We start from the raw sequence: 21,873 nt of genomic DNA, 5'->3' as shown, positions 1-21,873 counted from the left end.
AGGAGGTCACTTGTCCGCTGCCCATCCCGCGTAGAAGAGGCCGAGTCCGACGATCACGCAGATGCCCTGGATGATCCAGAAGCGGACCACGACGAGGACCTCGGACCAGCCTTTGAGTTCGAAGTGGTGCTGCAGTGGCGCCATCCGGAAGACGCGCTTGCCGGTGAGCCGGAAGGAGCCGACCTGGATGACCACCGACATGGTGATCAGCACGAACAGGCCGCCCAGGATGGCCATCAGCAGCTCGGTGCGCGAGCAGATCGCGAGACCCGCGAGCACACCGCCGAGCGCGAGCGACCCGGTGTCGCCCATGAAGATCTTGGCCGGCGAGGTGTTCCACCACAGGAAGCCGAGGCAGGAACCCATCAGCGCGGAGGCGACCACCGCGAGGTCGAGCGGGTCCCGCACCTCGTAGCAGGCGCCCGGGTTGGTCAGGGTCAGCGCGTTGGCGCAGGACTCCTGGAACTGCCAGACGCCGATGAAGGTGTAGGCGCCGAAGACCAGGACGGAGGCGCCGGTGGCCAGGCCGTCGAGGCCGTCGGTGAGGTTCACGCCGTTCGACATGGCGAGGATCATGAACAGCGCCCAGACGACGAACAGCACCGGGCCGATGGTCCAGCCGAAGTCCGTGATGAACGACAGCTTGGTGGACGCCGGGGTGTTGCCGCGGTTGTCCGCGAACTGCAGCGCGAGGACCGCGAAGGCGATGCCGACGATGAGCTGGCCGGCCATCTTCGCCTTGGCCCGCAGGCCCAGCGAACGCCGCTTGACGATCTTGATGTAGTCGTCGAGGAAGCCGACCAGGCCCATGCCGACCATCAGGCCCAGCACCAGCAGACCCGAGAAGGTCGGCCCCGCGTCGGCCTCCTCGTCCAGGTAACCGGTGATCACCTTGGCCAGGAAGTAGGCGATGACCGTCGCCAGGATGAAGGCGATACCACCCATGGTCGGCGTACCGCGCTTGCTGGCGTGCTCGCGCGGGCCGTCGTCGCGGATGTACTGGCCGTAGCCCTTGCGGGCCAGCAGCTTGATCAGCAGCGGGGTGCCGACCAAGGTCAGGAAGAGGCCAATGACTCCCGCGAACAGGATCTGCTTCATCATCGGGCGGCGACCTCACCCTCGGCGCCGGTCTCGAGCAGCGCCGTGGCGACGCTCTCCAGCCCCACCGAACGGGACGCCTTCACGAGTACGACGTCTCCCGGGCGCAACTCGCTGCGCAACAGGTCGATCGCCGCCTGTGCGTCGGACACGTGCACCGACTCCTCACCCCACGAACCCTCGTTGTATGCGCCCAGTTGCAGCCATCGGGCTTCCCTGCCCCCGACCGCGACGAGCTTGCCGACATTGAGCCGGACGGCGAGCCGTCCGACCGCGTCGTGCTCGGCGAGCGCCTCGTCCCCGAGCTCGGCCATCTTGCCGAGCACAGCCCACGTACGACGCCCCTTGCCCATCGCCACCAGCGCACGCAGCGCGGCCTTCATGGACTCGGGGTTCGCGTTGTAGGCGTCGTTGACGACCGTCACGCCGTCCGGGCGCTCGGTGACCTCCATCCGCCAGCGGGAGAGGGAGCCCGCCTCGGAGAGCGCGGTGGCGATCTCGTCTGCGGACATGCCCAACTCGTGGGCGACGGCGGCCGCGGCGAGCGCGTTCGACACGTGGTGCTCACCGTACAGGCGCATGGTCACATCGCTTGCACCGGAGGGTGTGTGAAGCCTGAAGGAGGGCTGTCCGCTGTCCGTGAGTCGCACGTTCTCGGCGCGAACGTCCGCTTCGTCGGACTCTCCGAAAAGGATCACCTTCGCCTTCGTACGGGAGGACATGGCACGCACGAAGGCGTCGTCCGCGTTGAGGACCGCGACGCCGCCCTCCTCGGCCGGCGGAAGCGCCTCGACGAGTTCGCCCTTGGCCTGGGCGATCTGCTCCCGGCCGCCGAACTCGCCGATGTGGGCGCTGCCGACGTTGAGGACGAGGCCGATCCGCGGCGGGGTCAGCTCGCAGAGGTACCGGATGTGGCCGATGCCGCGGGCGCCCATCTCCAGCACGAGGAACTTGGTCTCCTCGGTGGCGGTGAGCGCGGTGAGCGGCAGCCCGACCTCGTTGTTCATGGAGCCGGGCGTGAACACCGTGGGCGCCTTGCGGCGCAGCACCTGGGCGATCAGGTCCTTGGTGCTGGTCTTGCCGGCGGATCCGGTGAGGGCGACGAGGGTGGTGCCGAGGCGCCGTACGACGTGGCGGGCGAGGGCGCCGAGGGCGGCCTGGACGTCGTCCACGACGATCGCGGGCACGCCGACGGGGCGGGAGCCGAGCACGGCCACCGCACCCGCCTCCACGACGGCCGGCGCGAAGTCGTGGCCGTCCACGCGCTCGCCGACGAAGGCGACGAAGAGGCTGCCGGGCACCGCCTCCCGGGAGTCCCGGACCACCGGCCCGGTGACCTCCGCGGACGCGTCCGGTATGTCGTGCATCTGCCCGCCGACGACTTCTGCGATCTCGGCGAGGGAGAGGGCGATCACAAGTTCATCCCCTGGGTCTTCAGGATTTTCATCCCTGGGTCTTCCGGATGGCTTCGCGAAGCACCTGGCGGTCGTCGAAGGGGCGGACCACTCCGGCGATGTCCTGGCCCTGCTCGTGGCCCTTGCCCGCCACCAGCACGGTGTCGCCTGGCTCGGCCCGGGCGACGGCGGCGGCGATCGCGGCGGCCCGGTCCTCGAAGACCTGGACCTCGCCGCGCTCGTGGGCGGGCACGGACGCCGCGCCCTGGAGCATGGTGGCGAGGATGGCCAGGGGGTCTTCGGAACGGGGGTTGTCGCTGGTCAGGACGGCCGTGTCGGCGAACCGGGCCACGGCGGCGCCCATCGGCTCCCGCTTCGTGGTGTCCCGGTCGCCGCCGCAGCCGAGCACGGCGTGCAGCTTGCCCTCGGTCACCTTGCGCAGGGCCCGCAGCACGGACTCCACGGCGTCGGTCTTGTGGGCGTAGTCGACCACAGCGAGGTAGGGCTGGCCCTCGTCCACGCGCTCCAGCCGGCCCGGCACGCCCGGCACCGCGCCGATGCCGTCGGCGGCGGTCTGCGGGTCGAGGCCGGCGGCGGCCAGCGCGGCGATCGCGGCGAGGGTGTTGGCCACGTTGAAGGGACCGGCCAGGGGTGACCTGGCGGCGATCCGCTCGCCCTTGGGGCCGACCACGGTGAACGTCGAGTCCATCGGTCCGACCGTGACGTCCTCGGCGCGCCAGTCGGCGTCGGGGTGGCCCTCGGCGGAGTAGGTGACGACGGGGACCGTGGCCTCGTTCGCCAGCCGGCGGCCGTACTCGTCGTCGGTGTTGACGACCCCGAGCCTGCTGCGCTCCGGCGTGAACAGCTGCGCCTTGGCCTGGAAGTAGTCCTCCATGCCCGAGTGGAACTCCATGTGCTCCGGGCTGAGGTTGGTGAACACCGCGACGTCGAAGACGCAGGCGTCGACCCGGCCGAGCACGAGGGCGTGGCTGGAGACCTCCATGGCGACCGCCTCGGTGCCGCGCTCGCGCATGACCGCGAACAGGGCCTGGAGGTCGGTGGCCTCGGGCGTGGTGCGCTCGGACTTGATGCGCTCGTCGCCGATGCGCATCTCGACGGTGCCGATGAGGCCGGTGGTCCGCGCGGTGCGCAGGCCGCCCTCCACAAGGTAGGCGGTGGTGGTCTTGCCGGAGGTGCCGGTGATGCCGATCTGGAGGAGATCGCGGCCGGGGTGGCCGTAGATCGTGGCCGCCAGTTCGCCCATCCGTGCCCGCGGGTCGTCGACGACGAGCGCCGGCAGTCCGGTGGCGGCGACGCGCTCCGCGCCGGCCGGGTCGGTCAGCACGGCGGCGGCGCCGAGACCGGCGGCCTGGGTGACGAAGTCGGCGCCGTGGGCGCGGGCTCCGGGGAGGGCGGCGTACAGGTCACCGGGGCGGACGGCGCGGGAGTCGTGGGTGATGCCCGTGACCTCCGCGGTGCTGTCCGGCGCGGTGACACCCAGCTGACCGGCGAGTTCCGCGAGGGATGTGGCGGAGACCTGCACCGGCCGGGGCGGGCCCGGGTATGTCACGGGGTGGCCCTTCTGGGTGGATTGGGACTGATCAGCGTGTGGCACGGCGGTGAGCGTACCGGGCGTACCGGCTTCCGGGCCAAGTGAGGGGCGGGGGCTGCTCTGGTTCCCGGGATCCGGGGTGATCGTTGTCACGGATGGTTCCTGGTGGCTCGGTGCTGGCTCGGTGCGGGGGTCTTCCGGCCGGTCAGGGCTTGAAGGCGACCGGAAGGTTGGCGGGGGCGGCCCCGGTCGGCGGGACCTGAAGGGTCTTCAGGGCGAACTCCATGACCTGCTTGTAGATGGGGCCGCAGATCTGGCCGCCGAAGTAGCTGCCAGCGGTGGCGTTCTGGATGGCGCAGTACACGGTGACGCGGGGCTTGTCGGCGGGGGCGAAACCGGCGAACGACGAGGTGTAGCCGTGGTACTTGCCGGTGGCCGGATCCACTCGGTTGGCCGTGCCCGTCTTGCCGGCCACGCGGTAGCCGGGGATGCGCGCCTTGGTGCCGGTGCCCTCCTCGTCGTCGACGACGGACTCCAGCATCTGCGCGAGGGTCTTCGCGGTCTTCTCGCTGACCACACGGGTCTTCTTGGGCTCGGGGGCCGCGGTGAAACGTCCGTCGTCGCCCTTGGTGCCGCGCACGAGCGTGGGTTCGACGCGGACGCCACCGTTGGCGATCGTCGAGTACACGGAGGCCGCCTGGAGCGCGTTCACGGAGACGCCCTGGCCGAAAGGGATCGTGTACTGCTGCGAGGTCGACCACTGGTCGGGCGGCGCGAGGATGCCCTTGGTCTCGCCGGGGAAGCCGAGCCCGCTGTACTCGCCGAGCCCGAACTTGCGCAGGTAGGAGTAGAGCACCTTGTTGGCCTCGGCCTGCGTCCCGCCCAGCTCGCCGGTGGCCATGATCGTGCCGATGTTGCTGGACTTGGCGAGCACGCCGTTGAGCGTGAGGTACCAGGTGGGGTGGTCGACGTCGTCCTTGAAGAGCCGGTCGCCGCGCTTGAGCCGGTTGGGGACGGTGAGGTGGGTCGCGGGCGTGGCGACGTTCTCCTCCAGCACGGCGGCCATCGACAGCACCTTGGCGGTCGAGCCGGGTTCGAAGGCGTCCTGGAGGGCCGCGTTGCCGAGCGCCTTCGGGTCGGCGTGGGCCAGGTCGCCGGGGTCGAAGCCGGGCGAGTTGGCCATGGCCAGGATCTCGCCGGTGCGGGTGTCCTGGACGATGACGTAGCCGCCGTCCGCCTTGGACTTCTCCACCTGGTCGCTGATGGCGTTCTGCGCGGCCCACTGGATGTCGCGGTCGATGGTGAGCTCGACGTCGCTGCCGGGCACGGCGCGGGTCTCGGAGCCGCCGGCGGTGGGCACCTGCCGTCCGCCGGACTGCACGTAGCGGATCTCGCCGTCCTCGCCGGCCAGCGTCTCGTTCAGCTGCCGTTCGAGGCCGCCGCCGCCCTTGCCGTCGGCGCCGACCCAGCCCAGGATGCCGGCGGCCAGGTCGCCGCCCGGGTACACGCGCTTGCTGCTGGGGTCGGCGAGGACGCCCGCGAGGACGTTGACGGCGGTCTTGTCCGTCTCGGCCTTCTTGGCGAGCGCGGCCTTCAGGTCCTTGATCTGGTTCCACACCTGCGGGGTCTGCCGCTGTGCGAGCCGGACGTACCGCAGCTTCGGGTTCCCGGGGCGCAGCCGTTCGGCCAGTTCCCGCTGGTCCGTGCCGAGGATCGGGGCGAGGAGCGCGGCCGCCTGCTCGGGGCCGTCGCCGATCTTCAGCGCCTCGCGGGTGAACATCGTGGGGTCGGCCGTGATGTCGTACGCGTCCACGGTGGTCGCGAGGGCCACCCCGTTGCGGTCGGTGATGCCGCCGCGGTCGGCGGTGACGGTGTGCACGACGTAGCGGTTCTGTTCGGCCTTGGCGGCGTAGGTGCCGGCGTCGACGGCCTGCACCTGGAGCAGCCGTACGACGAAGGCGGCCAGGACGAGGGTCAGCGCGAGGCCGATCATGCGCAGCCGGGGCCGGGGGCTGCCCAGCCGGATGGTGCGGGGGGCGCCGGGCCGGGGCGGGCCGGGCCGGCGGGCCGGGCGGGCGCCCGGTCCGGGCTGCCGCCGGGCGGCGGGACGGACGGGCCTCGCGGGTCCGGGCACCCGGCGGCGCGGCGGTTCCCTGTCGGACACTTCCGTCACCTGCCGCGGGTCGGGGTCGGGGTGGCTGTGGCCGCTGCGGCGGACCGTCCGGGCAGCGCCTCGGGGGCGAGGACGAGCGGGACGGACGCGGCGCTCGCCGGGCTGGGCGAGCCCTTGACGGTGCCGTCGGGGGCGAGGAAGGCGGGGTCTCCGCCGGGCACCATGCCGAGTTCGCGGGCGCGGTACTGGAGGGCCTGCGGGGCGGAGTAGGCGTCGATGTCCCGCTGCAGCGCCTGTTCCTCGTCGGTGAGGCTCTTCGTCTCCTGTTCGAGGTCGTCCAGCTGGAACGAGCCCTCGCTCAGGGCGGAGTTCAGGACCAGGAGCCCGATGAGGCCGCCGCCCAGCAGGAGGACGACGAGGAGGACGAAGGGCGCCCGGGCGGCCCGGCGTCCGCCGCCGGGCGGAAGCATCCCGGCGAGCCGGGCGGCCCTCCCCTTCAACTGAGGCTTCCCGCTCACTCGCCCTCCCCTCGGCCCGGGTGGCGCACCCGCGCCCGCCAAGCCTGCCGCACTCGATTCACCCGATGGACTCCCTGATCCGCTCGGCCCCGCGCAGCCGTGCCGGCGCCGCCCGCCGGTTCTCCGCGATCTCCTCCTCGGTGGGAAGTTCGGCACCGCGCGTGAGCAGCTTGAGCCGGGGCGCGTAGCGTTCGGGCACCACCGGCAGTCCGGGCGGCGCGGTGTTGGCGGCACCGGCCGCGAACACCTGCTTGACCAGCCGGTCCTCCAGGGAGTGGTACGACAGCACGGCGATCCGCCCGCCCACGGCGAGGGCCTCCACGGCGGCCGGGATCGCCCGTTCCAGGACGGACAGCTCGCCGTTGACCTCGATGCGCAGGGCCTGGAAGGTCCGCTTGGCCGGGTTGCCCCCGGTGCGCTTGGCGGCCTGCGGCAGCGCGGCGCGGATCAGCTCGACGAGCCGGGCGCTGTTGCTGAACGGCTCCTTCTCGCGCTCGCGCACGATCGCGGAGACGATCCGCTTGGCCTGCTTCTCCTCGCCGTAGGCCCGCAGGATGCGGACGAGCTCGCCGGGCGGGTAGGTGTTGAGGACCTCGGCGGCGCTCATGCCGGTCGTCTGGTCCATGCGCATGTCCAGCGGGGCGTCCTGGGCGTACGCGAAGCCCCGGTCGGCCTCGTCGAGTTGCATGGAGGAGACGCCGAGGTCGAACAGCACGCCCTGGACGCGGGGGACGCCGAGCCGGCCGAGGACGTCGGGCAGCTCGTCGTAGACGGCGTGCACCAGGGTGGCGCGCTCCCCGTACGGGGCGAGCCGCTCGCCGGACAGGCGCAGGGCCTCCTTGTCCCGGTCGAGGGCGATCAGACGGGCCTCGGGGAAGCGGTCGAGCAGCGCCTGGCTGTGCCCGCCGAGGCCGAGCGTGCAGTCCACCACCACGGCTCCCGGCTCCTGGAGGGCGGGTGCCAGCAGGTCCAGGCACCGCTGGAGCATCACCGGGACGTGTCGACTCTGGCTCAAGTGGGGCGGCCTCTCGGGTCCGGCGCGGCGTCACGCACCGCCGGGTCCCCTCCCGCTCGCATCTGAAGGGGAGGCCTGCCGGCGCCGGAAGCGTCAGCCGGCCAGGAGCGGGAGGAGGCCGAGCCGTACGTACGCGCCGCGCACGTGGGGAGATCTGGTGGGACATCGCCCAGGTCTCCGGGGTGTTCAGTCCAGCGGGGAGAGCCTCGCCTCCCGCTTCGCGTCACTTTAGTCCACCCCGTCGCCCGGTCAATCAACCGGCCTGCGCGTCGCGGGGGCCGCGTCCGCAAACCGGTGCAACAGGGCTTTTCACCCGTACAGGCGTATTCTCACGGCCTGTGGATCGGCTCACAACAAGCCGTGATGACGTTCTTTGTCCCTCTTCACAGCGGGCCCGGGACTCGGGCGGCCAGTAACGTCAGGGATATGACGACTTCCGCTTCGGTTCCCGCAGATTCCGAATCCCCCATAGTCGGCGACGGCACCGTCACCGACCGGCTCGTCGAGGCGAACGGGCGCTATGCCGCCGCGTTCACCGATCCCGGGATGGACGCCCGTCCGGTCCAGCGCGTCGCGGTCGTGGCCTGCATGGACGCCCGGATCGACCTGCACGCCGCGCTCGGTCTCAACCTCGGCGACTGTCACACCATCCGCAACGCGGGCGGCGTCGTCACCGACGACGTGATCCGCTCCCTCACCATCAGCCAGCGCGCGCTGGGCACCCGCAGCGTGGTCCTCATCCACCACACCAACTGCGGCATGGAGTCCATCACCGAGGAGTTCCGGCACGACCTGGAGCTGGAGGTCGGCCAGCGTCCCGTGTGGGCGGTGGAGGCCTTCCGGGACGTCGAGCAGGACGTCCGCCAGTCGATCGAGCGGGTGCGCACCTCGCCGTTCCTGCTGCACACCGAGGACGTGCGCGGTTTCGTCTTCGACGTGAAGACGGGCCGGCTCAGCGAGGTCACTCCCGCCTGACCGCCGCACCGCACGGGCCGCTTCCCCGCAGGCCGTCCGCCGCGCAAGACCCACAAAGGCCGTAAGACCCGACATATCGAGGTCAGTTGTCCACAGGCGAGTGACACGAATCGGTAACGGCGGCAAGAATGCGGGGAAGTGGTGTCGCGCGGAACTGTTTCCTCGCGGCATCCGTGATTCGGGGTGGGCCGGCCGGCCGTACGGAGGCCGGTCAGGAATGTGGGGTACCCCTCGCTTCCCGGGGAAGCGCGGGGCAAGGCCGAGGAGGGCCGGGTGACGACCTATGAGGACCAGGCGAGCCAGGGGGGCGTCCCCGCCCGGGGGTATTCGAGGGTGGGGGACGATCTGACCGCCGTGGTCGAGCGGGTACGCGGTTCGGTGGAAGCCGTGATCGAGGGCAAGCCCGAGGTCGTGCGTCTCTCGCTGACCGTGCTACTCGCCGAGGGGCACCTGCTGATCGAGGACGTCCCGGGCGTCGGCAAGACCATGCTGGCCAAGGCGCTGGCGCGGTCGATCGACTGTTCCGTGCGGCGCATCCAGTTCACACCGGACCTGCTGCCCTCGGACATCACCGGTGTCTCCATCTGGGACCAGCAGCGCCGGGACTTCGAGTTCAAGCCGGGCGCGATCTTCGCGCAGGTGGTGATCGGCGACGAGATCAACCGCGCCTCGCCGAAGACGCAGTCCGCGCTGCTCGAGTCCATGGAGGAGCGCCAGGTCACCATCGACGGCCAGACCTACGAGCTGCCCAGCCCCTTCATGGTGGTGGCCACGCAGAACCCGGTCGAGATGGAGGGCACCTACCCGCTGCCCGAGGCGCAGCGCGACCGCTTCATGGCCCGGGTCTCCATCGGCTATCCCAGCCCGGAGGCGGAGCTGCAGATGCTGGACGTGCACGGCGGGGTCAATCCGCTGGACGACCTCCAGCCGGTGGCGCACGCGCACGACATCCTGAAGCTGATCGAGGCCGTCCGGGGCGTCCACGTCGCGGAACCGGTCCGGCGGTACGCCGTCGACCTGGTCGCCGCCACGCGCACCCACCCGGATCTCAGACTCGGCGCCTCACCGCGCGCGACGCTGCATCTGCTGCGCGCGGCGAAGGCGTCCGCCGCCCTGAGCGGCCGGGACTACGCGCTCCCCGACGACCTGCAGGCCCTCGCCGTCGCCGTCCTGGCGCACCGCCTGCTGCCCACCGCGCAGGCCCAGCTCAACCGGCGTACGTCCGAGCACGTCGTCCAGGAGATCCTGCAGCGCACCCCGGTGCCCGCGGCGCCCCGGCAGCAGACCGGCCACGGCATGGGCCGCGGTGAGCCGGCGTACGGCCAGCAGCCGCCGCGGAGGCTGTGATGGACGCCGGGGGGGCGGGCCGGGCGGAGGGCGAGCGCGGGGAGGCCGGCGGCGTCCGCACCGCCCTGGCGGGCCTGACCACCCGCGGGCGTTCCTTCCTGGCCGCCGGTGTCGCCGCCGTGATCTGCGCGTTCGTCCTCGGGCAGGACGACCTGCTGCGGGTCGGGCTGCTGCTGGGCGTGCTGCCGCTGGTGTGCGCGACGGTGCTGTACCGCACGCGCTACCGGGTGGCGGGCAGCCGCCGCCTCTCCCCCGGGCGGGTGCCCGCGGGCAGCGAGGCGCGGGTCCATCTGCGCATCGACAACGTGTCGCGGCTGCCCACCGGGCTGCTGATGCTCCAGGACCGGGTGCCCTACGTGCTCGGTCCGCGTCCCCGCTTCGTGCTGGACCGGGTGGAGCCGGGCGGGCGCCGGGAGGTGTCCTACCGGGTCCGCTCCGATCTGCGCGGCCGCTATCCGCTGGGCCCGCTCCAGTTGCGCCTGACCGACCCGTTCGGCATGTGCGAGCTGACCCGGTCCTTCTCCACGTACGACGACCTGACGGTGATCCCGTGCGTGGAGCCGCTGCCGCCGGTGCGGCTGAGCGGCGAGGCGAAGGGGTACGGCGAGGGGCGGCAGCGTTCGCTGGCGCTGGCGGGCGAGGACGACGTGATCCCGCGCGGGTACCGCTACGGCGACGATCTGCGCCGTGTGCACTGGCGCTCCACCGCGCGCCACGGCGAGCTGATGGTGCGCCGCGAGGAGCAGCCGCAGCGGGCCCGGTGCACGGTGCTCCTGGACACCCGGGGCACGGCCTTCGAGGGCGCGGGTCCCGACTCGGCCTTCGAGTGGGCGGTGTCGGGCGCGGCGTCGGTGCTGGTGCACATGCTGGAGCGGGGGTACTCCGTGCGGCTGATCACCGACACCGGTGACGTGGTGCCCGGCGAGGGCCCCGACGGGTTCGCGGGCATGAGCCAGGGGGCGGCCGACGCGGCCGGGCTGATGATGGACACCCTCGCGGTGATCGGCCACTCCGACGGTACGGGCCTGTCCCGGGCCTACGACGTGCTGCGCGGCGGCGGCGAGGGGCTGCTGGTGGCGTTCCTCGGCGATCTGGACGAGGAGCAGGCCATGGTGGCGGCCAGGATGCGGCAGCGCAGCGGCGGGGCGGTCGCCTTCGTGCTGGACGGCGAGACGTGGCGGCGGGAACCGGCGGACGTGCCCGGCCCTTCGGTCAGGAGCGGGGAGCGGCTGCGGATGCTGCGCGAGGCCGGCTGGAGCGCCGTGGGCGTGCCACGGGGCGCCGGTCTGGAGGAACTGTGGCGCCGGGCGGACCGCGAGCGCACGGGCCTCGCCGCGACGAGCGGCGGGCAGGGCACATGGTGAGCGGGCGGACACGGTGGTCGCCGTGCGCCCCGGCGGCGGAGTGTTCGGACGAGGGGGCACGGTGAGCACGGAAGCACGACCGGCGCCGGGTGTCGCCGCGGCCACGGCGCACCGGATCTGCGGGCCGGCGGCGGGGCGTCGGGAAGAGGGGGCGTGGTGAGCGGGCGGGCTCGGATGGCGTTGTGGGCGTGGGCGGCCACGCTGATGGCGGCGTGTGCGCTGCTGCCCCTGGTCGACCCGGCCTTCTGGATCCTCGAGGCGGCGATCCTGCTGGCGATCCTGTCGGGCGTCGGCGCGGGGGCCCGCAGGCTGGCGCTGCCCCGGCCGCTGATCATCGCCGCGCAGGTCCTGGTCGGGCTGATGCTGCTGACCCTGGACTTCGCCCGGCAGCAGGCCCTCGCCGGGCTGGTCCCCGGCCCGGAGGCCTTCCGGCACTTCGGCGAGCTGCTGCGGCAGGGCGGCGACGACATCGCGCGGTACGCGATCCCGGCCCCGCTCGGCTCCGACGGCATCCGTCTGATGCTGGTCGGCGGCGTGCTGGTGATCGGCCTGCTCGTGGACACCCTCGCGGTGACCTTCCGCAGCGCGGCCCCGGCGGGACTGCCGCTGCTGGCCCTGTACTCGGTGGCCGCGGGCCTGTCCGACGGCGGCGCCGACTGGCTGTGGTTCCTGGTCGCCGCGGCCGGCTATCTGATGCTGCTGCTGGCCGAGGGCCGCGAGCGCCTCTCGCAGTGGGGCCGCGTCTTCGGCGGGGCACCGCCCCTGGCGGGCGGCGACCGCGGCGCGGTGGCCCCGGTGCGGACCGGGCGCCGCATCGGCGCGCTGGCGCTGGGCGTGGCCCTGGTGGTGCCGCTCGCGCTGCCCGCGCTGGACGGCGGGCTGCTGGACGGCGCCGGGACGGGCGTCGGCTCCGGCACCGGGGGCGGCGGCACGATCTCCGCGGTGAACCCGCTGGTCTCCCTGCGCGACAGCCTCAACGTCGACGAGGACCGCGAGGTCCTCTCCGTCAGGTCCGACTCGACCGACCCCTCCGGCCTGTACCTGCGGATCGTGTCCCTGGACGACTTCGACGGCAGCACCTGGAAGCCGTCCAAGCGGAACATCACCGCCGTGCCGGGTGGCACGTTCCCCGCTCCGGCGGGCCTCGGCCCCGACATCATGCGCGTGGAGACCGAGACCACGATCTCGGCCGCGGACTGGTACGCCCAGGACTGGCTGCCCATGCCGTACCCGCCGAGCGGGGTCCGGATCGGCGGCAACTGGCGCTACGAGCCCGTCGGCATGACGCTGGTCGGCGACCACGGCCAGAACACGCGCGGGCTGACGTACGAGGTGCGCAGCCTGGACGTGCGGCCGACGGCGAAGCAGCTCGACGCGGCACCGCGGCCGCCGGAGGCCCTGCGGCGGGAGTACACCGAGCTGCCGGACTCGCTGCCGCCGGTGGTGGCGCAGACCGCCCGGGACGTGACCGAGGGGGCGACGACCGCCTATGAGCGGGCGGTCGCGCTCCAGGAGTACTTCGCGATCACCGGTGGTTTCGAGTACGACACCCAGGTGCAGGTCGGCAGCGGTTCGCAGGCGATCGCCACCTTCCTGAGGGACAAGCAGGGCTTCTGCGTCCACTTCTCCTTCGCCATGGCGGCGATGGCCCGCTCCCTGGACATTCCGGCGCGCGTCGCGGTCGGGTTCGCGCCCGGCTCCCCGCAGGCGGACGGTTCGGTGTCGGTGGGGCTGCGGGACGCGCACGCCTGGCCCGAGCTGTACTTCGAGGGCGTGGGCTGGACCCGGTTCGAGCCCACGCCGACGCGGGGTTCGGTGCCGTCCTACACGGTGGAGAACACGCCGGGCGACGCGGTCCCCGACCCGGCGCTGCCGTCCCGGGCGGCGACGCCGGAGCCCTCGGCCGCGCCCTCGACGAGCGAGAGCTGCTCGCCGCAGCAGCGGAAGCTGGATGCCTGCCCGAGCGAGTCGGCGGCGGCGGTGCCGGTGACCGAGGGCGGCGGTCCCCGGTGGTACGCGGTCCTGGGCTGGTCGCTGGGCGGGCTCGCGGTGCTGGTGCTTCCGCTGCTGCCGATGCTGTGGCGGATGCGGATCCGCGCGGTCCGGCTGGGGGCGCACGGGCGGAGCGAGGCGGACGCGGTGCCGCACGTCCTGGCGGTCTGGGAGGAGCTGACCGACACGGCCTGGGACTTCGGCATTCCGCCGCAGGGGTCGCAGACGCCGCGCCGGGCGGCGGACCGGATCGTCCGGCTCGGGCGGCTCGACGCCGCCGCGGCGGCCGGGGTGCACCGGGTGGCGGACGCCGTGGAACAGGTCCTCTACGCGCCCCGGCCGCGTCCGGCCGCCGGCCTCACCGAGGACGTGCGGCGCGTGAACGCCGGGCTGCGGGCGACGGTCAGCCGCCGGACGGCGCTGCGCGCACGGTTCGCGCCGCGTTCGGCCGTCCGGGTGGTGTGGGCCGCGGCGGCCCGGTGGGCGGCCCTCAAGCGGCGGGTCTCGGCGGCCCGTCCGACGCTGCGGAAGGCGTCGGAACAGCAGGGCTGAGCCGCCCCCGCGGGCACCGGCACGGGTGCCGGTGCCCGCGGGGGCGCGAGGGCGTACGGCATGCGTAAGGGGGGTGACCACCGGATCGGTGGTCACCCCCCTCACACGAACTGTCGTGGCGAGCGGTGGCCGGCTACTGGCCGCCCTGCTGCTCGTCGCGGCGCCGCTGCCAGCGCTCCTCGATGCGGTCCATCACGGAGCGTCTTTGCCGCGCCGGTCGGCGTGCCTGTGGTCCGGCGCCCGTGGCGCCTGCGGCGGGCTGCTCGCCCGGCTTGGGGGCCTTGCGCCAGCCGGTCACGGCGAGGACCGCACAACCCAGCATGACGAGGAAACCCACCACGCTGAGCCAGACCTGCTTGGCGACCATACCGGCCATGAGGAGCGCAATTCCCACGAGGAAGCCCGCGACCGCCTGGTAGACCCGCCGCCGGGTGTACGTACGCAGCCCGCTTCCCTCGAGCGCCGACGCGAACTTGGGATCTTCGGCGTACAGCGCTCGCTCCATCTGCTCGAGCATGCGCTGCTCGTGCTCCGAGAGCGGCACGGAGTCCTCCTCATCGTGCAGTCGCCGGGGCGACCCGGGGGGTCCCTTCAGGATAGGCAGGGAATCGCCCCCGTGAAACCCGCCCCTCTACGCCAATTGGCCAACCGGACTCCGTCATGGCCGCGCCGGCTCGCTGAAGTTCCCTTTCCCCAGCGGCCGACCCGTCATGCCGGGCGGTCTCCTTCGATCATACGGCGCCGGGCCCCCGTTCGGGTGGCCTGTGGCGTACTCCATCTGCAGCCGCGGCCCTGATCAGCGGGCTGCCTCGCAAGTCGGCTCTCAGGCCCCTTCGGTCCCCCGCGTCTCGCCGAGCACATGGAGTTGCGTGGCCACGGAGTGGAAGGCGGCGAGCTCGGCCGCCGCGGCCTCCAGTTTGAGCAGCGCGTCCAGGGCGCCGGGCTCGGTGTCCACCAGTGCCCCGGGGACGAGGTCGGCGAAGACGCGCACCCCGTGGACCGCGCCGATCCTGAGTCCCGCGCCCTCGACCAGGCCGGTCAGCTGCTCCGCGGTGAACCGGCGGGGCATCGGGTCCCCCGTGCCCCAGCGGCCGTCCGGGTCGTCGAGGGCCTGCCGGGCCTCGGTGAAGTGGCCGGCGAGCGCCCGGGCGAGCACGGCGCCGCCCAGGCCCGCGGCGAGCAGGCTGAGGACGCCCTCGTCGCGCAGGGCGGCCACCGCGTTGCGGACGCCCTCGGCGGGGTCGTCCACGTACTCCAGGACGCCGTGGCACAGCACCACGTCGAATCCGCCGCGGTCGACGACGTCGAAGAGGCCGTGGACGTCGCCCTGGACGCCCCGCACCCGGTCGGCGACGTCGGCCTCGGCGGCCCGGCGCTCCAGGGCGAAGAGCGCGTTGGGGCTGGGGTCGACGACGGTGACGCGGTGCCCGAGACGGGCCAGGGGCACCGCGAAGTTGCCGCTGCCGCCGCCGGTGTCCAGGACGTCCAGCGCCTGCCGGCCCGTGGCCTTGACCCGGCGGTCGAGGGCGTCCTGGAGGACCTCCCGGACCACGGCGGTGCGCAGGTCGGCGCGGGACCTGGAGGGGTCGGAGCGCAGCGACTCCGCCTGGGGGCGGTGGGGCGAGGCGGGCGGGCGCATCGGGTCCGACACGGCAGTTGACTCCTCGGCGCGGCCCCGCCTCTGGCAGGGGCGGAGCGAACGGGCTGCCTCCCCGGCCCGGGTGCGGGAAGGGGCAGGCTTCAGGCGTCTCCCACCCTATTGCCTCCGGCCCGCCGGCCGGTCACTCCGGGTACCCGGAGCCGGGGCGGGTGCGCCCGCCGACGCGGCGCTTTCATCCTGCGTCGGGCAGCTCGTGGCCCCCGTCGTCCGGCGCCGGACGAGGCCGGCCCCCCTCCGGGCGGTCGGGGTCAGCGGGCTCCGTGCCGGCGCGGGGCTGGGGCAGGACCGGCTCGAGGACGAGCATCCGCTCCACGATGCGCAGGAACATCGCCACGTCGCGTATCAGGTCGTCGGCGTCCCGGCTGCCCGCCGCTCCCCGGATGCCCGCCTCGGCGCGGGCCCGGCGCCGGGCGCCCGCGGCGAACAGCGCACTCCAGTCGGCGAGCTCGGGCGCGATCTCGGGGAGCACCTCCCAGGCGCTGCGGATGCGGGCCCGGGCCCGCGGGGTGGTCTCGGGCCGGCCGCGCGCCGCGAGCACGGCGGCGGCGGTGCGCAGGGCGGCGAGGTGGGCCGTCGCGTACCGCTCGTTGGGCGTTTCGAGGACAGCGGCCTCTTCCAGTCCGGCGCGGGCCTGGGCAAGGAGGTCGAGGGCGGCGGGCGGGGCGGATGTCCGGCGGAGCACGGGGTGCACGTCGCTCGCCGGGCCGTTCAGTGAGGGGGCAGGGCCGGCTGCGCGGGGCCGCCGGGCGGCGGCTGCGGACGAGTGGGCCATGACGATCCTCCTGTCGTCTCCTGACGGCACGTCCCGGGCAGGAGGTGCCGTATGCGCCCATCGTGCGGTATGCCACTGACAATCCGTTCCGACCTGGACTTTTGACGCGATCGCGTGTTCGAGGACGGGTGGGCGGCCGGGCCCTGCGGTCACGGTCGCGGGCGGGGTGCTGTGAGAATCGGGACCATGGAACGCAGCAGCACCGCCTCGCCGGGCAGCAGCCGGCGCGAGGCCACCCGGCAGAAGCTCTACGAGGCGGCCGTCACCCTCATCGCCGAGCAGGGCTTCTCCGCCACCACCGTGGACGAGATCGCCGAGCGCGCCGGCGTCGCGAAGGGCACCGTCTACTACAACTTCGCCAGCAAGTCCGTCCTCTTCGAGGAGCTGCTGCGGCACGGTGTGGGGCTCCTGACCGCCTCGCTGCGGGAGGCGGCGGAGGGTACGGCGCGGGAGGGCCGGGGCCGGGTCGACGCCCTGGACGCGATGATCCGCGCGGGGCTCGTCTTCATCGACCGTTACCCCGCCTTCACCCAGCTGTACGTGGCCGAGCTGTGGCGGACCAACCGGGCCTGGCAGTCGACGCTGCTGGTGGTCCGGCAGCAGGCCGTCGCGGTGGTGGAGGACGTGCTGCGCGAAGGGGTGGCGAGCGGCGAGTTCAGCGACGAGATCGACGTGCCGCTGACCGCCGCCGCGCTGGTCGGCATGGTCCTCGTCGCGGCGCTGGACTGGAAGTCGTTCCAGCCGGAGCGGTCCCTCGACGAGGTGCACGCGGCCCTGTCCCGGCTGCTCCAGGGGCGGGTGAGCGGCTGCCGCTGAGCCGCGGTCCGGACAGGCGGAACGCCGGTCCGGGGTGGCCGCGTCCCCCTCGGGCCACCGCCGGACCGGCGTCTCCTCCTGCTCCCCCGTACGTCCCCCCGTGGGTCCCCGTTTCTCGGTCGCCCCCCGGGTTCCCCCGTCTCGCTCCCGCCGGCCACGGCCGGCGGAAGGAGCGGATCGCGGGCCCGGCTCCGTTCCGGCGCCCCGTGTCGCCGGTGCCGGAGCCGTGCCCCTCTCCGTGCCCCCACTCTCTCGTCACCGCAGGCCGGGACCCATCCGCGCGCGTACTCATCTCCTCGACTAGGTACGGGTACTCAGTCCTGCGCACCCGCGCCCACCGGGGCGCGGCCCCTCGGGCGGGATCGATGTCGGTGGTGGCGGCTAAAGTCCCTGGCATGGCACGGATTGCGGTGATCGGCGCCGGGATGGGCGCGATGGCGGCCGCCGCCCGGCTGGCCGTCGCGGGCCACCGGGTGGCGGTGTACGAGCGGACGGGGACGTACGGCGGGGCGGTGCGCCGCTTCGAGCGGGACGGCTTCTCCTTCGACACCGGACCCGGCCTGCTGCCCCTGCCCGCGGTCTGGCGCGACCTGTTCGTCAAGACCGGCAGGGAGCCGCTGGAGTCCCGCGTCGAGCTGGTGCAGGTCGACCCGTCGTCACGGCACGTGTTCGCGGACGGCACGGAGGTCGCGCTGCCGAACGCCTCGCGGGCGGGCGTGGTCGCCGCCCTGGACGAGGCGCTCGGCCGGCCCGCCGGGCAGCGCTGGGGCGACCTGCTGGTGCGGGCCCGGGAGGCCTGGGACCGCACGCGCCGGCCGCTCCTCGAGGAGCCCCTGTGGACCGACTGGCGGGTGCTGGCCGAGCGCGAGCCCTACCCGGCGGTCCCGCACAAGCGGCTGCTGCGCACCCGCAGGGCCGGCACGCTCGCGGAGGTCGCCGCGTGGGAGCTGCGGGACTTGCGGCTCACCGCCCTGCTGGAGAGCCACGCGCTCGCGTACGGCCTGGATCCGCGGACCGCTCCGGCCAACGCGGCCGTGCTGCCCTACATGGAGCACGCCTTCGGCATGTGGTACGTGCGCGGTGGGCTGCGGGAGCTGGCGCGGGCGGTGTACGAGCGGTGCCGGGAGCGCCGGGTCGAGTTCCGCTTCGACACGGAGGTCACGGGGATCGTCGAGAAGGACGGCCGGGTCGCCGGCGTGGAGCTGGCCGGCGGCGAGCCGGCCGAGGCCGAGTTCGTGGTCGCCGGTGTGACGCCGGGCGTGCTGGACCGCCTCGCCGGGGACACGGCGGTGCGCGATGCCGGCGGGGTCCCGCCGCAGCGCGGGGCGGCGAGCCGGGTCACGGTGCTGCTGGCGCTGCGGGGCGGGCGTCCCGAGGGCACGGCGCACCGGACGGTGGTGCACACCCGCGACCGCGCGGGCGAGCTGGAGGCCCTGTTCGGTGCCGCGCCCGCGGCGCCCGCGGATCCGACGGTCACGATCCTGCGGCCCGGCGATCCCGGCCTGGTGCCCGACGCGGAGCACGAGGCGATGACGCTCACCTCGGTGGTGCCCGCCGGCACCGGTGCCGAGGACGGCGCCGAGCGGCTCCTGGCCGTCGCCGAGCGGGCCGTGCCGGGGCTGCGGGACCGGCTCCTGTGGCACGAGGTGCGCACCCCGGCCGACGTCGCGGCGGAGACGGGAGCGGCGGGCGGCGCGGTTCCGGCCCCGGCGCTGGCGGCGGCGGACGGCCGGCTGCTGCACGCGGGCAACAGCACCGCCCTCGCCGGGCTGTTCACGGCGGGCGGCTGGTCGCACCCCGGCGGCGGGCTGCCGCACGCGGGCATGTCGGGCGCGCTGGTCGCCGGACTCGTCGTGGAGGGGCCGGACTTCCGGGGCTCGCAGTGACCGGCCGGCCGGGGTGACCGGTCGGCCGGGGTGACCGGTCGGCCGGGGTGACCGGAAGCCCGTCACCGGTCCCGGGCGCCTCCGTCAGAAACGGTACTGCTCGTCGTATCCCTGACTGGGGCCCTGCGCCTGGTCGTTGCCCTGGTACGGGTACGGCTGCTCCGGCGGGAGCTCGCCGCCGTACGGGTCGTCGGCGGTGCGCTGCTGCGGCACCCACACCCCGCCGGCGGGGGTCTCGCCGCCGTAGCCGCCGGGTGCTCCCGCGGCGTACTGGCCCTGCCCGTAGCCCTGCTGGTCGTACTGCGCGCCGGTGGTGTCGTAGCCCCCGGTGTCGTACGACCCGCCGCCGTAGGTGGTGGTGCCGATGTACGGGTCGGAGTAGGCGGCGTACTGCTGCTGGCCGGTGTCGTAGCCGTAGCCCTGCTGGCCGTAGCCGGAGTAGTCGTAGGCGTAGGACTGGTCGGGGCTCTGCGCGGCGGGAGTCCGCTGGTCCTGTCCGTAGCCGTCGCCGCCGTACACACCGTACGAACCGGTGTCGTCCGGAAGGGGCTCCGGCGCGTAGACGGTGGTGGTCTCGGCGGGCCGGACCGGGGTGAAGACATCGTCCCGGTCGTAGTCGTCATGGCCGTGGGCGAGGCCGTCGTAGCTCTGCGCGAGGTCCTCGCGGGTGCCTGGGGCCGCGTCGTCCGCCTCGAGGCCCGAGACCTCCAGCGTCGGTTCCTGGCGGCCGCGCTCGGGGCGGCGGCGCTTGCTGCCCACCAGGCCCGCCGGGGCGTTGACCGCCCAGCCGGCCTCGAAGCCGCGGCGGAACGACAGCGTGACGTAGGTCTGGCCGACCGCGAAGGCGGCGGCGCCCGCGCCGATGACGAGCACGTTCGACATCAGCACGCCGGCCACCACGCAGGCGAAGCCGCCGAAGGCGAGCAGCCGCCAGCGCAGCCGCGCCTTGTACTGCAGCAGCACCTCACCGAGCAGCCACAGCGCGACGATGCCGAACGCGATGTAGAGGACCGTCCAGCCCATGTACGCCCCTCTCCCAGTGGCCGCTACGCAGTGTGTCGCAAATACGTGCGGCCGGTCTAGGCCCGCGGGGGGTGGTGCAGGCCCAGGTTCTCGTAGATTTCCAGCGTCGCCGTGGAGTTGTTCAGCGTGATGAAGTGCAGTCCGGGCACACCCTCGGCCAGCAGCCGCGCGCAGAACTCCGTGGCGAACTCGATGCCAATGGAGCGTACAGCCGCCGGATCGTCCTGTGCCGCGAGGATCCGCTCTTTCAGCTCGGCCGGGAACGAGGCGTTGCTGAGTTTCGGCAGCCTCTCCAGCATCTTCACACTGGTCACCGGCATGACCTCGGGGATGACCGGGGTCTCGCAGCCGGCCGCGGCGACCCGGTCGCGCAGCCGCAGGTACGACTCGGGCTGGAAGAACATCTGCGTGATCGCGTAGTCGGCGCCGGCCCGGCACTTGTCCACGAAGTGCGTCACGTCGGTGTCCCAGTCCGCGGAGCGCGGGTGCATCTCCGGGAAGGCGGCCACGCCGACGCAGAAGTCGCCGGACTCCTTGATCAGCCTGACCAGCTCGGCGGCGTACGTGAGGCCCTCGGGGTGCGGGACCCAGTCGGCCGTCGGGTCGCCGGGCGGGTCGCCGCGCACGGCCAGCATGTTGCGGATCCCCGCGTCGGCGTACTGGCCGATGATGTTGCGCAGCTCCGCGACGGAGTGGTTGACCGCGGTGAGGTGGGCGACCGGGGTCAGGGTCGTGTCGGCGACGATCTGCTCGGTCTCCTTGACCGTGCCGGCGCGGGTGGAGCCGCCCGCGCCGTAGGTCACGGACACGAAGTCGGGGGCTACCGCCTCGACCCTCCGGAGCGCGCTCCACAGGTTCCTCTCGCCCTTGGGCGTCTTCGGCGCGGAGAACTCGAACGAGTACGTCGTCTCGCCGGCGGCGAGGATGTCGCGCACGGTGCGTGCGCGATCAGTCCTGGTGGATGCGGTTCCTAGGGCCATACGGGCAGGTTAGCCAGGGAGTGGCGGCCCCCCAACCGGGTGGGGGGCATTTGTCCTTATTGTCGACTTGTTGTCCATCCCTTGGACACATGCCGCCGGCAACCGCTCCGGTCGCGCTCCCCGTCCGGACGGCCCCTGGCCCCTACGCCTGCCGCAGGCGCTTCGCGAACTCGGCCGCCGCCGCCCCGGGGTCGTCCGCCGCGGTGACGGCGCGCACCACGACGACCCGGCGGGCGCCCGCCTCCAGCACCTCGTCGAGATTGCCGAGGTCGATGCCGCCGATGGCGAACCAGGGGCGGTCGGTGCCCAGGGACGCGGTGTACCGCACCAGGCCGAGGCCGGGCGCGTGCCGGCCGGGCTTGGTGGGCGTCGGCCAGCACGGGCCGGTGCAGAAGTAGTCCACGCCCTCCTGGGCCGCGGCCGCGGCGGCCTCGGACTCGGCGTGCGTGGAGCGGCCGATCAGGACGTCGTCGCCGAGGACCGCCCGGGCCGCGGGCACCGGCAGGTCGCCCTGGCCGAGGTGGAGCACGTCGGCGCCGGCGGCGTGGGCGACGTCCGCCCGGTCGTTGACCGCGAGGAGCTTGCCGTGGCGCGCGCAGGCGTCGGCGAACACCTCGAGGTGCTCCAGCTCCTCGGCGGCCTCCATGCCCTTGTCGCGCAGCTGCACGATGTCGACACCGCCGGCCAGCACCGCGTCCAGGAACTCCGGCAGGTCGCCCTGGTCCCTGCGGGCGTCCGTGCACAGGTAGAGCCGGGCGTCGGCCAGCTGGGCGCGCGCGGCGGCGGCGGTGTCGGGCATACGTGTTCCCCCAGATC

Annotated in this window: 18 protein-coding genes; 6 read left to right on the top strand and 12 right to left on the bottom strand. The window is 73.6% G+C overall.

Features of this window, described 5'->3' with window-relative positions:
• Nucleotides 1-6: 6 nt before the first annotated feature.
• The 6 genes from mraY to rsmH all read right to left on the bottom strand — a co-directional run bounded on the left by mraY (nt 7) and on the right by rsmH (nt 7,690).
• On the bottom strand, nt 7-1,098 hold the full coding sequence (mraY, locus tag AB0E77_RS04195; protein WP_189228554.1) for a phospho-N-acetylmuramoyl-pentapeptide-transferase: 1,092 nt from the start codon (nt 1,096-1,098) through the stop codon (nt 7-9).
• Nucleotides 1,098-2,513: a UDP-N-acetylmuramoyl-tripeptide--D-alanyl-D-alanine ligase gene (gene murF / locus AB0E77_RS04190; protein WP_361565228.1), complete on the bottom strand. Its 1,416-nt coding sequence runs from the start codon at nt 2,511-2,513 to the stop codon at nt 1,098-1,100. Before murF ends, mraY begins: the two co-directional genes overlap by 1 nt.
• Nucleotides 2,514-2,541: 28 nt before the next feature.
• A complete protein-coding gene (locus tag AB0E77_RS04185) occupies nt 2,542-4,062 on the bottom strand; it encodes a UDP-N-acetylmuramoyl-L-alanyl-D-glutamate--2,6-diaminopimelate ligase (RefSeq protein ID WP_361565225.1) in 1,521 nt (506 codons plus the stop codon).
• A 187-nt stretch (nt 4,063-4,249) separates the two neighbouring features.
• The gene (locus AB0E77_RS04180) at nt 4,250-6,217 is read right to left on the bottom strand and encodes a penicillin-binding protein 2 (RefSeq protein ID WP_361565222.1); all 1,968 of its coding nucleotides are present in this window, start codon (nt 6,215-6,217) and stop codon (nt 4,250-4,252) included.
• Nucleotides 6,214-6,675, bottom strand: a complete 462-nt coding sequence (locus tag AB0E77_RS04175; protein ID WP_361565219.1) for a hypothetical protein — start codon at nt 6,673-6,675, stop codon at nt 6,214-6,216. The genes AB0E77_RS04180 and AB0E77_RS04175 overlap by 4 nt, the downstream gene beginning before the upstream one ends.
• 58 nt (nt 6,676-6,733) lie before the next feature.
• Nucleotides 6,734-7,690 (bottom strand): 16S rRNA (cytosine(1402)-N(4))-methyltransferase RsmH, encoded by a 957-nt coding sequence (rsmH, locus tag AB0E77_RS04170; RefSeq protein WP_361565216.1) that lies wholly within the window; start codon nt 7,688-7,690, stop codon nt 6,734-6,736.
• Between the two features lie 426 nt (nt 7,691-8,116).
• Between rsmH and AB0E77_RS04165 the strand changes: the two genes are divergently transcribed.
• The 4 genes from AB0E77_RS04165 (at nt 8,117) to AB0E77_RS04150 (ending at nt 13,920) form a co-directional block, all read left to right on the top strand.
• Nucleotides 8,117-8,665: a carbonic anhydrase gene (locus AB0E77_RS04165; RefSeq protein WP_361565213.1), complete on the top strand. Its 549-nt coding sequence runs from the start codon at nt 8,117-8,119 to the stop codon at nt 8,663-8,665.
• 333 nt (nt 8,666-8,998) lie between these two features.
• Nucleotides 8,999-10,012 (top strand): MoxR family ATPase, encoded by a 1,014-nt coding sequence (locus AB0E77_RS04160; RefSeq protein WP_361565613.1) that lies wholly within the window; start codon nt 8,999-9,001, stop codon nt 10,010-10,012.
• The gene (locus AB0E77_RS04155) at nt 10,012-11,376 is read left to right on the top strand and encodes a DUF58 domain-containing protein (protein WP_361565210.1); all 1,365 of its coding nucleotides are present in this window, start codon (nt 10,012-10,014) and stop codon (nt 11,374-11,376) included. Before AB0E77_RS04160 ends, AB0E77_RS04155 begins: the two co-directional genes overlap by 1 nt.
• Nucleotides 11,377-11,550: 174 nt before the next feature.
• Nucleotides 11,551-13,920, top strand: coding sequence for a DUF3488 and transglutaminase-like domain-containing protein (locus tag AB0E77_RS04150; RefSeq protein ID WP_361565611.1), 2,370 nt, complete (start codon nt 11,551-11,553; stop codon nt 13,918-13,920).
• A 133-nt stretch (nt 13,921-14,053) separates the two neighbouring features.
• Here AB0E77_RS04150 and AB0E77_RS04145 read toward each other — a convergent pair whose 3' ends face one another.
• The 3 genes from AB0E77_RS04145 to AB0E77_RS04135 all read right to left on the bottom strand — a co-directional run bounded on the left by AB0E77_RS04145 (nt 14,054) and on the right by AB0E77_RS04135 (nt 16,352).
• Nucleotides 14,054-14,464, bottom strand: coding sequence for a DUF3040 domain-containing protein (locus AB0E77_RS04145; RefSeq protein WP_361565207.1), 411 nt, complete (start codon nt 14,462-14,464; stop codon nt 14,054-14,056).
• Between the two features lie 279 nt (nt 14,465-14,743).
• On the bottom strand, nt 14,744-15,571 hold the full coding sequence (locus AB0E77_RS04140; protein WP_361565204.1) for a methyltransferase: 828 nt from the start codon (nt 15,569-15,571) through the stop codon (nt 14,744-14,746).
• Between the two features lie 181 nt (nt 15,572-15,752).
• A complete protein-coding gene (locus tag AB0E77_RS04135) occupies nt 15,753-16,352 on the bottom strand; it encodes an SAV_6107 family HEPN domain-containing protein (protein WP_361565202.1) in 600 nt (199 codons plus the stop codon).
• Nucleotides 16,353-16,538: 186 nt separating this feature from the next.
• Here AB0E77_RS04135 and AB0E77_RS04130 point away from each other — a divergent pair, with 186 nt between their 5' ends.
• A complete protein-coding gene (locus AB0E77_RS04130) occupies nt 16,539-17,168 on the top strand; it encodes a TetR/AcrR family transcriptional regulator (protein ID WP_361565199.1) in 630 nt (209 codons plus the stop codon).
• Nucleotides 17,169-17,563: 395 nt separating this feature from the next.
• Nucleotides 17,564-19,054: an NAD(P)/FAD-dependent oxidoreductase gene (locus tag AB0E77_RS04125; RefSeq protein ID WP_361565196.1), complete on the top strand. Its 1,491-nt coding sequence runs from the start codon at nt 17,564-17,566 to the stop codon at nt 19,052-19,054.
• Between the two features lie 84 nt (nt 19,055-19,138).
• On the opposite strand, the gene AB0E77_RS04120 is transcribed toward AB0E77_RS04125, so the two are convergent.
• The 3 genes from AB0E77_RS04120 to thiE form a co-directional block, all read right to left on the bottom strand.
• Nucleotides 19,139-20,077 (bottom strand): hypothetical protein, encoded by a 939-nt coding sequence (locus AB0E77_RS04120; RefSeq protein ID WP_361565193.1) that lies wholly within the window; start codon nt 20,075-20,077, stop codon nt 19,139-19,141.
• A gap of 56 nt (nt 20,078-20,133) precedes the next feature.
• Nucleotides 20,134-21,057, bottom strand: a complete 924-nt coding sequence (metF, locus tag AB0E77_RS04115) for a methylenetetrahydrofolate reductase [NAD(P)H] (protein ID WP_361565190.1) — start codon at nt 21,055-21,057, stop codon at nt 20,134-20,136.
• Nucleotides 21,058-21,199: 142 nt separating this feature from the next.
• Nucleotides 21,200-21,856 carry a thiamine phosphate synthase gene (gene thiE, locus AB0E77_RS04110; protein ID WP_361565188.1) on the bottom strand — a complete coding sequence of 219 codons (657 nt, stop codon included), beginning with the start codon at nt 21,854-21,856 and terminating at the stop codon, nt 21,200-21,202.
• Nucleotides 21,857-21,873: the final 17 nt, after the last annotated feature.

It is taken from the genome of Streptomyces sp. NPDC032940, assembly GCF_040636935.1.
GTDB lineage: Bacteria > Actinomycetota > Actinomycetes > Streptomycetales > Streptomycetaceae > Streptomyces.
The sequence above is the reverse complement of the archived record's forward strand: the minus strand, read 5'-3'. Positions and strand labels throughout refer to the sequence as shown.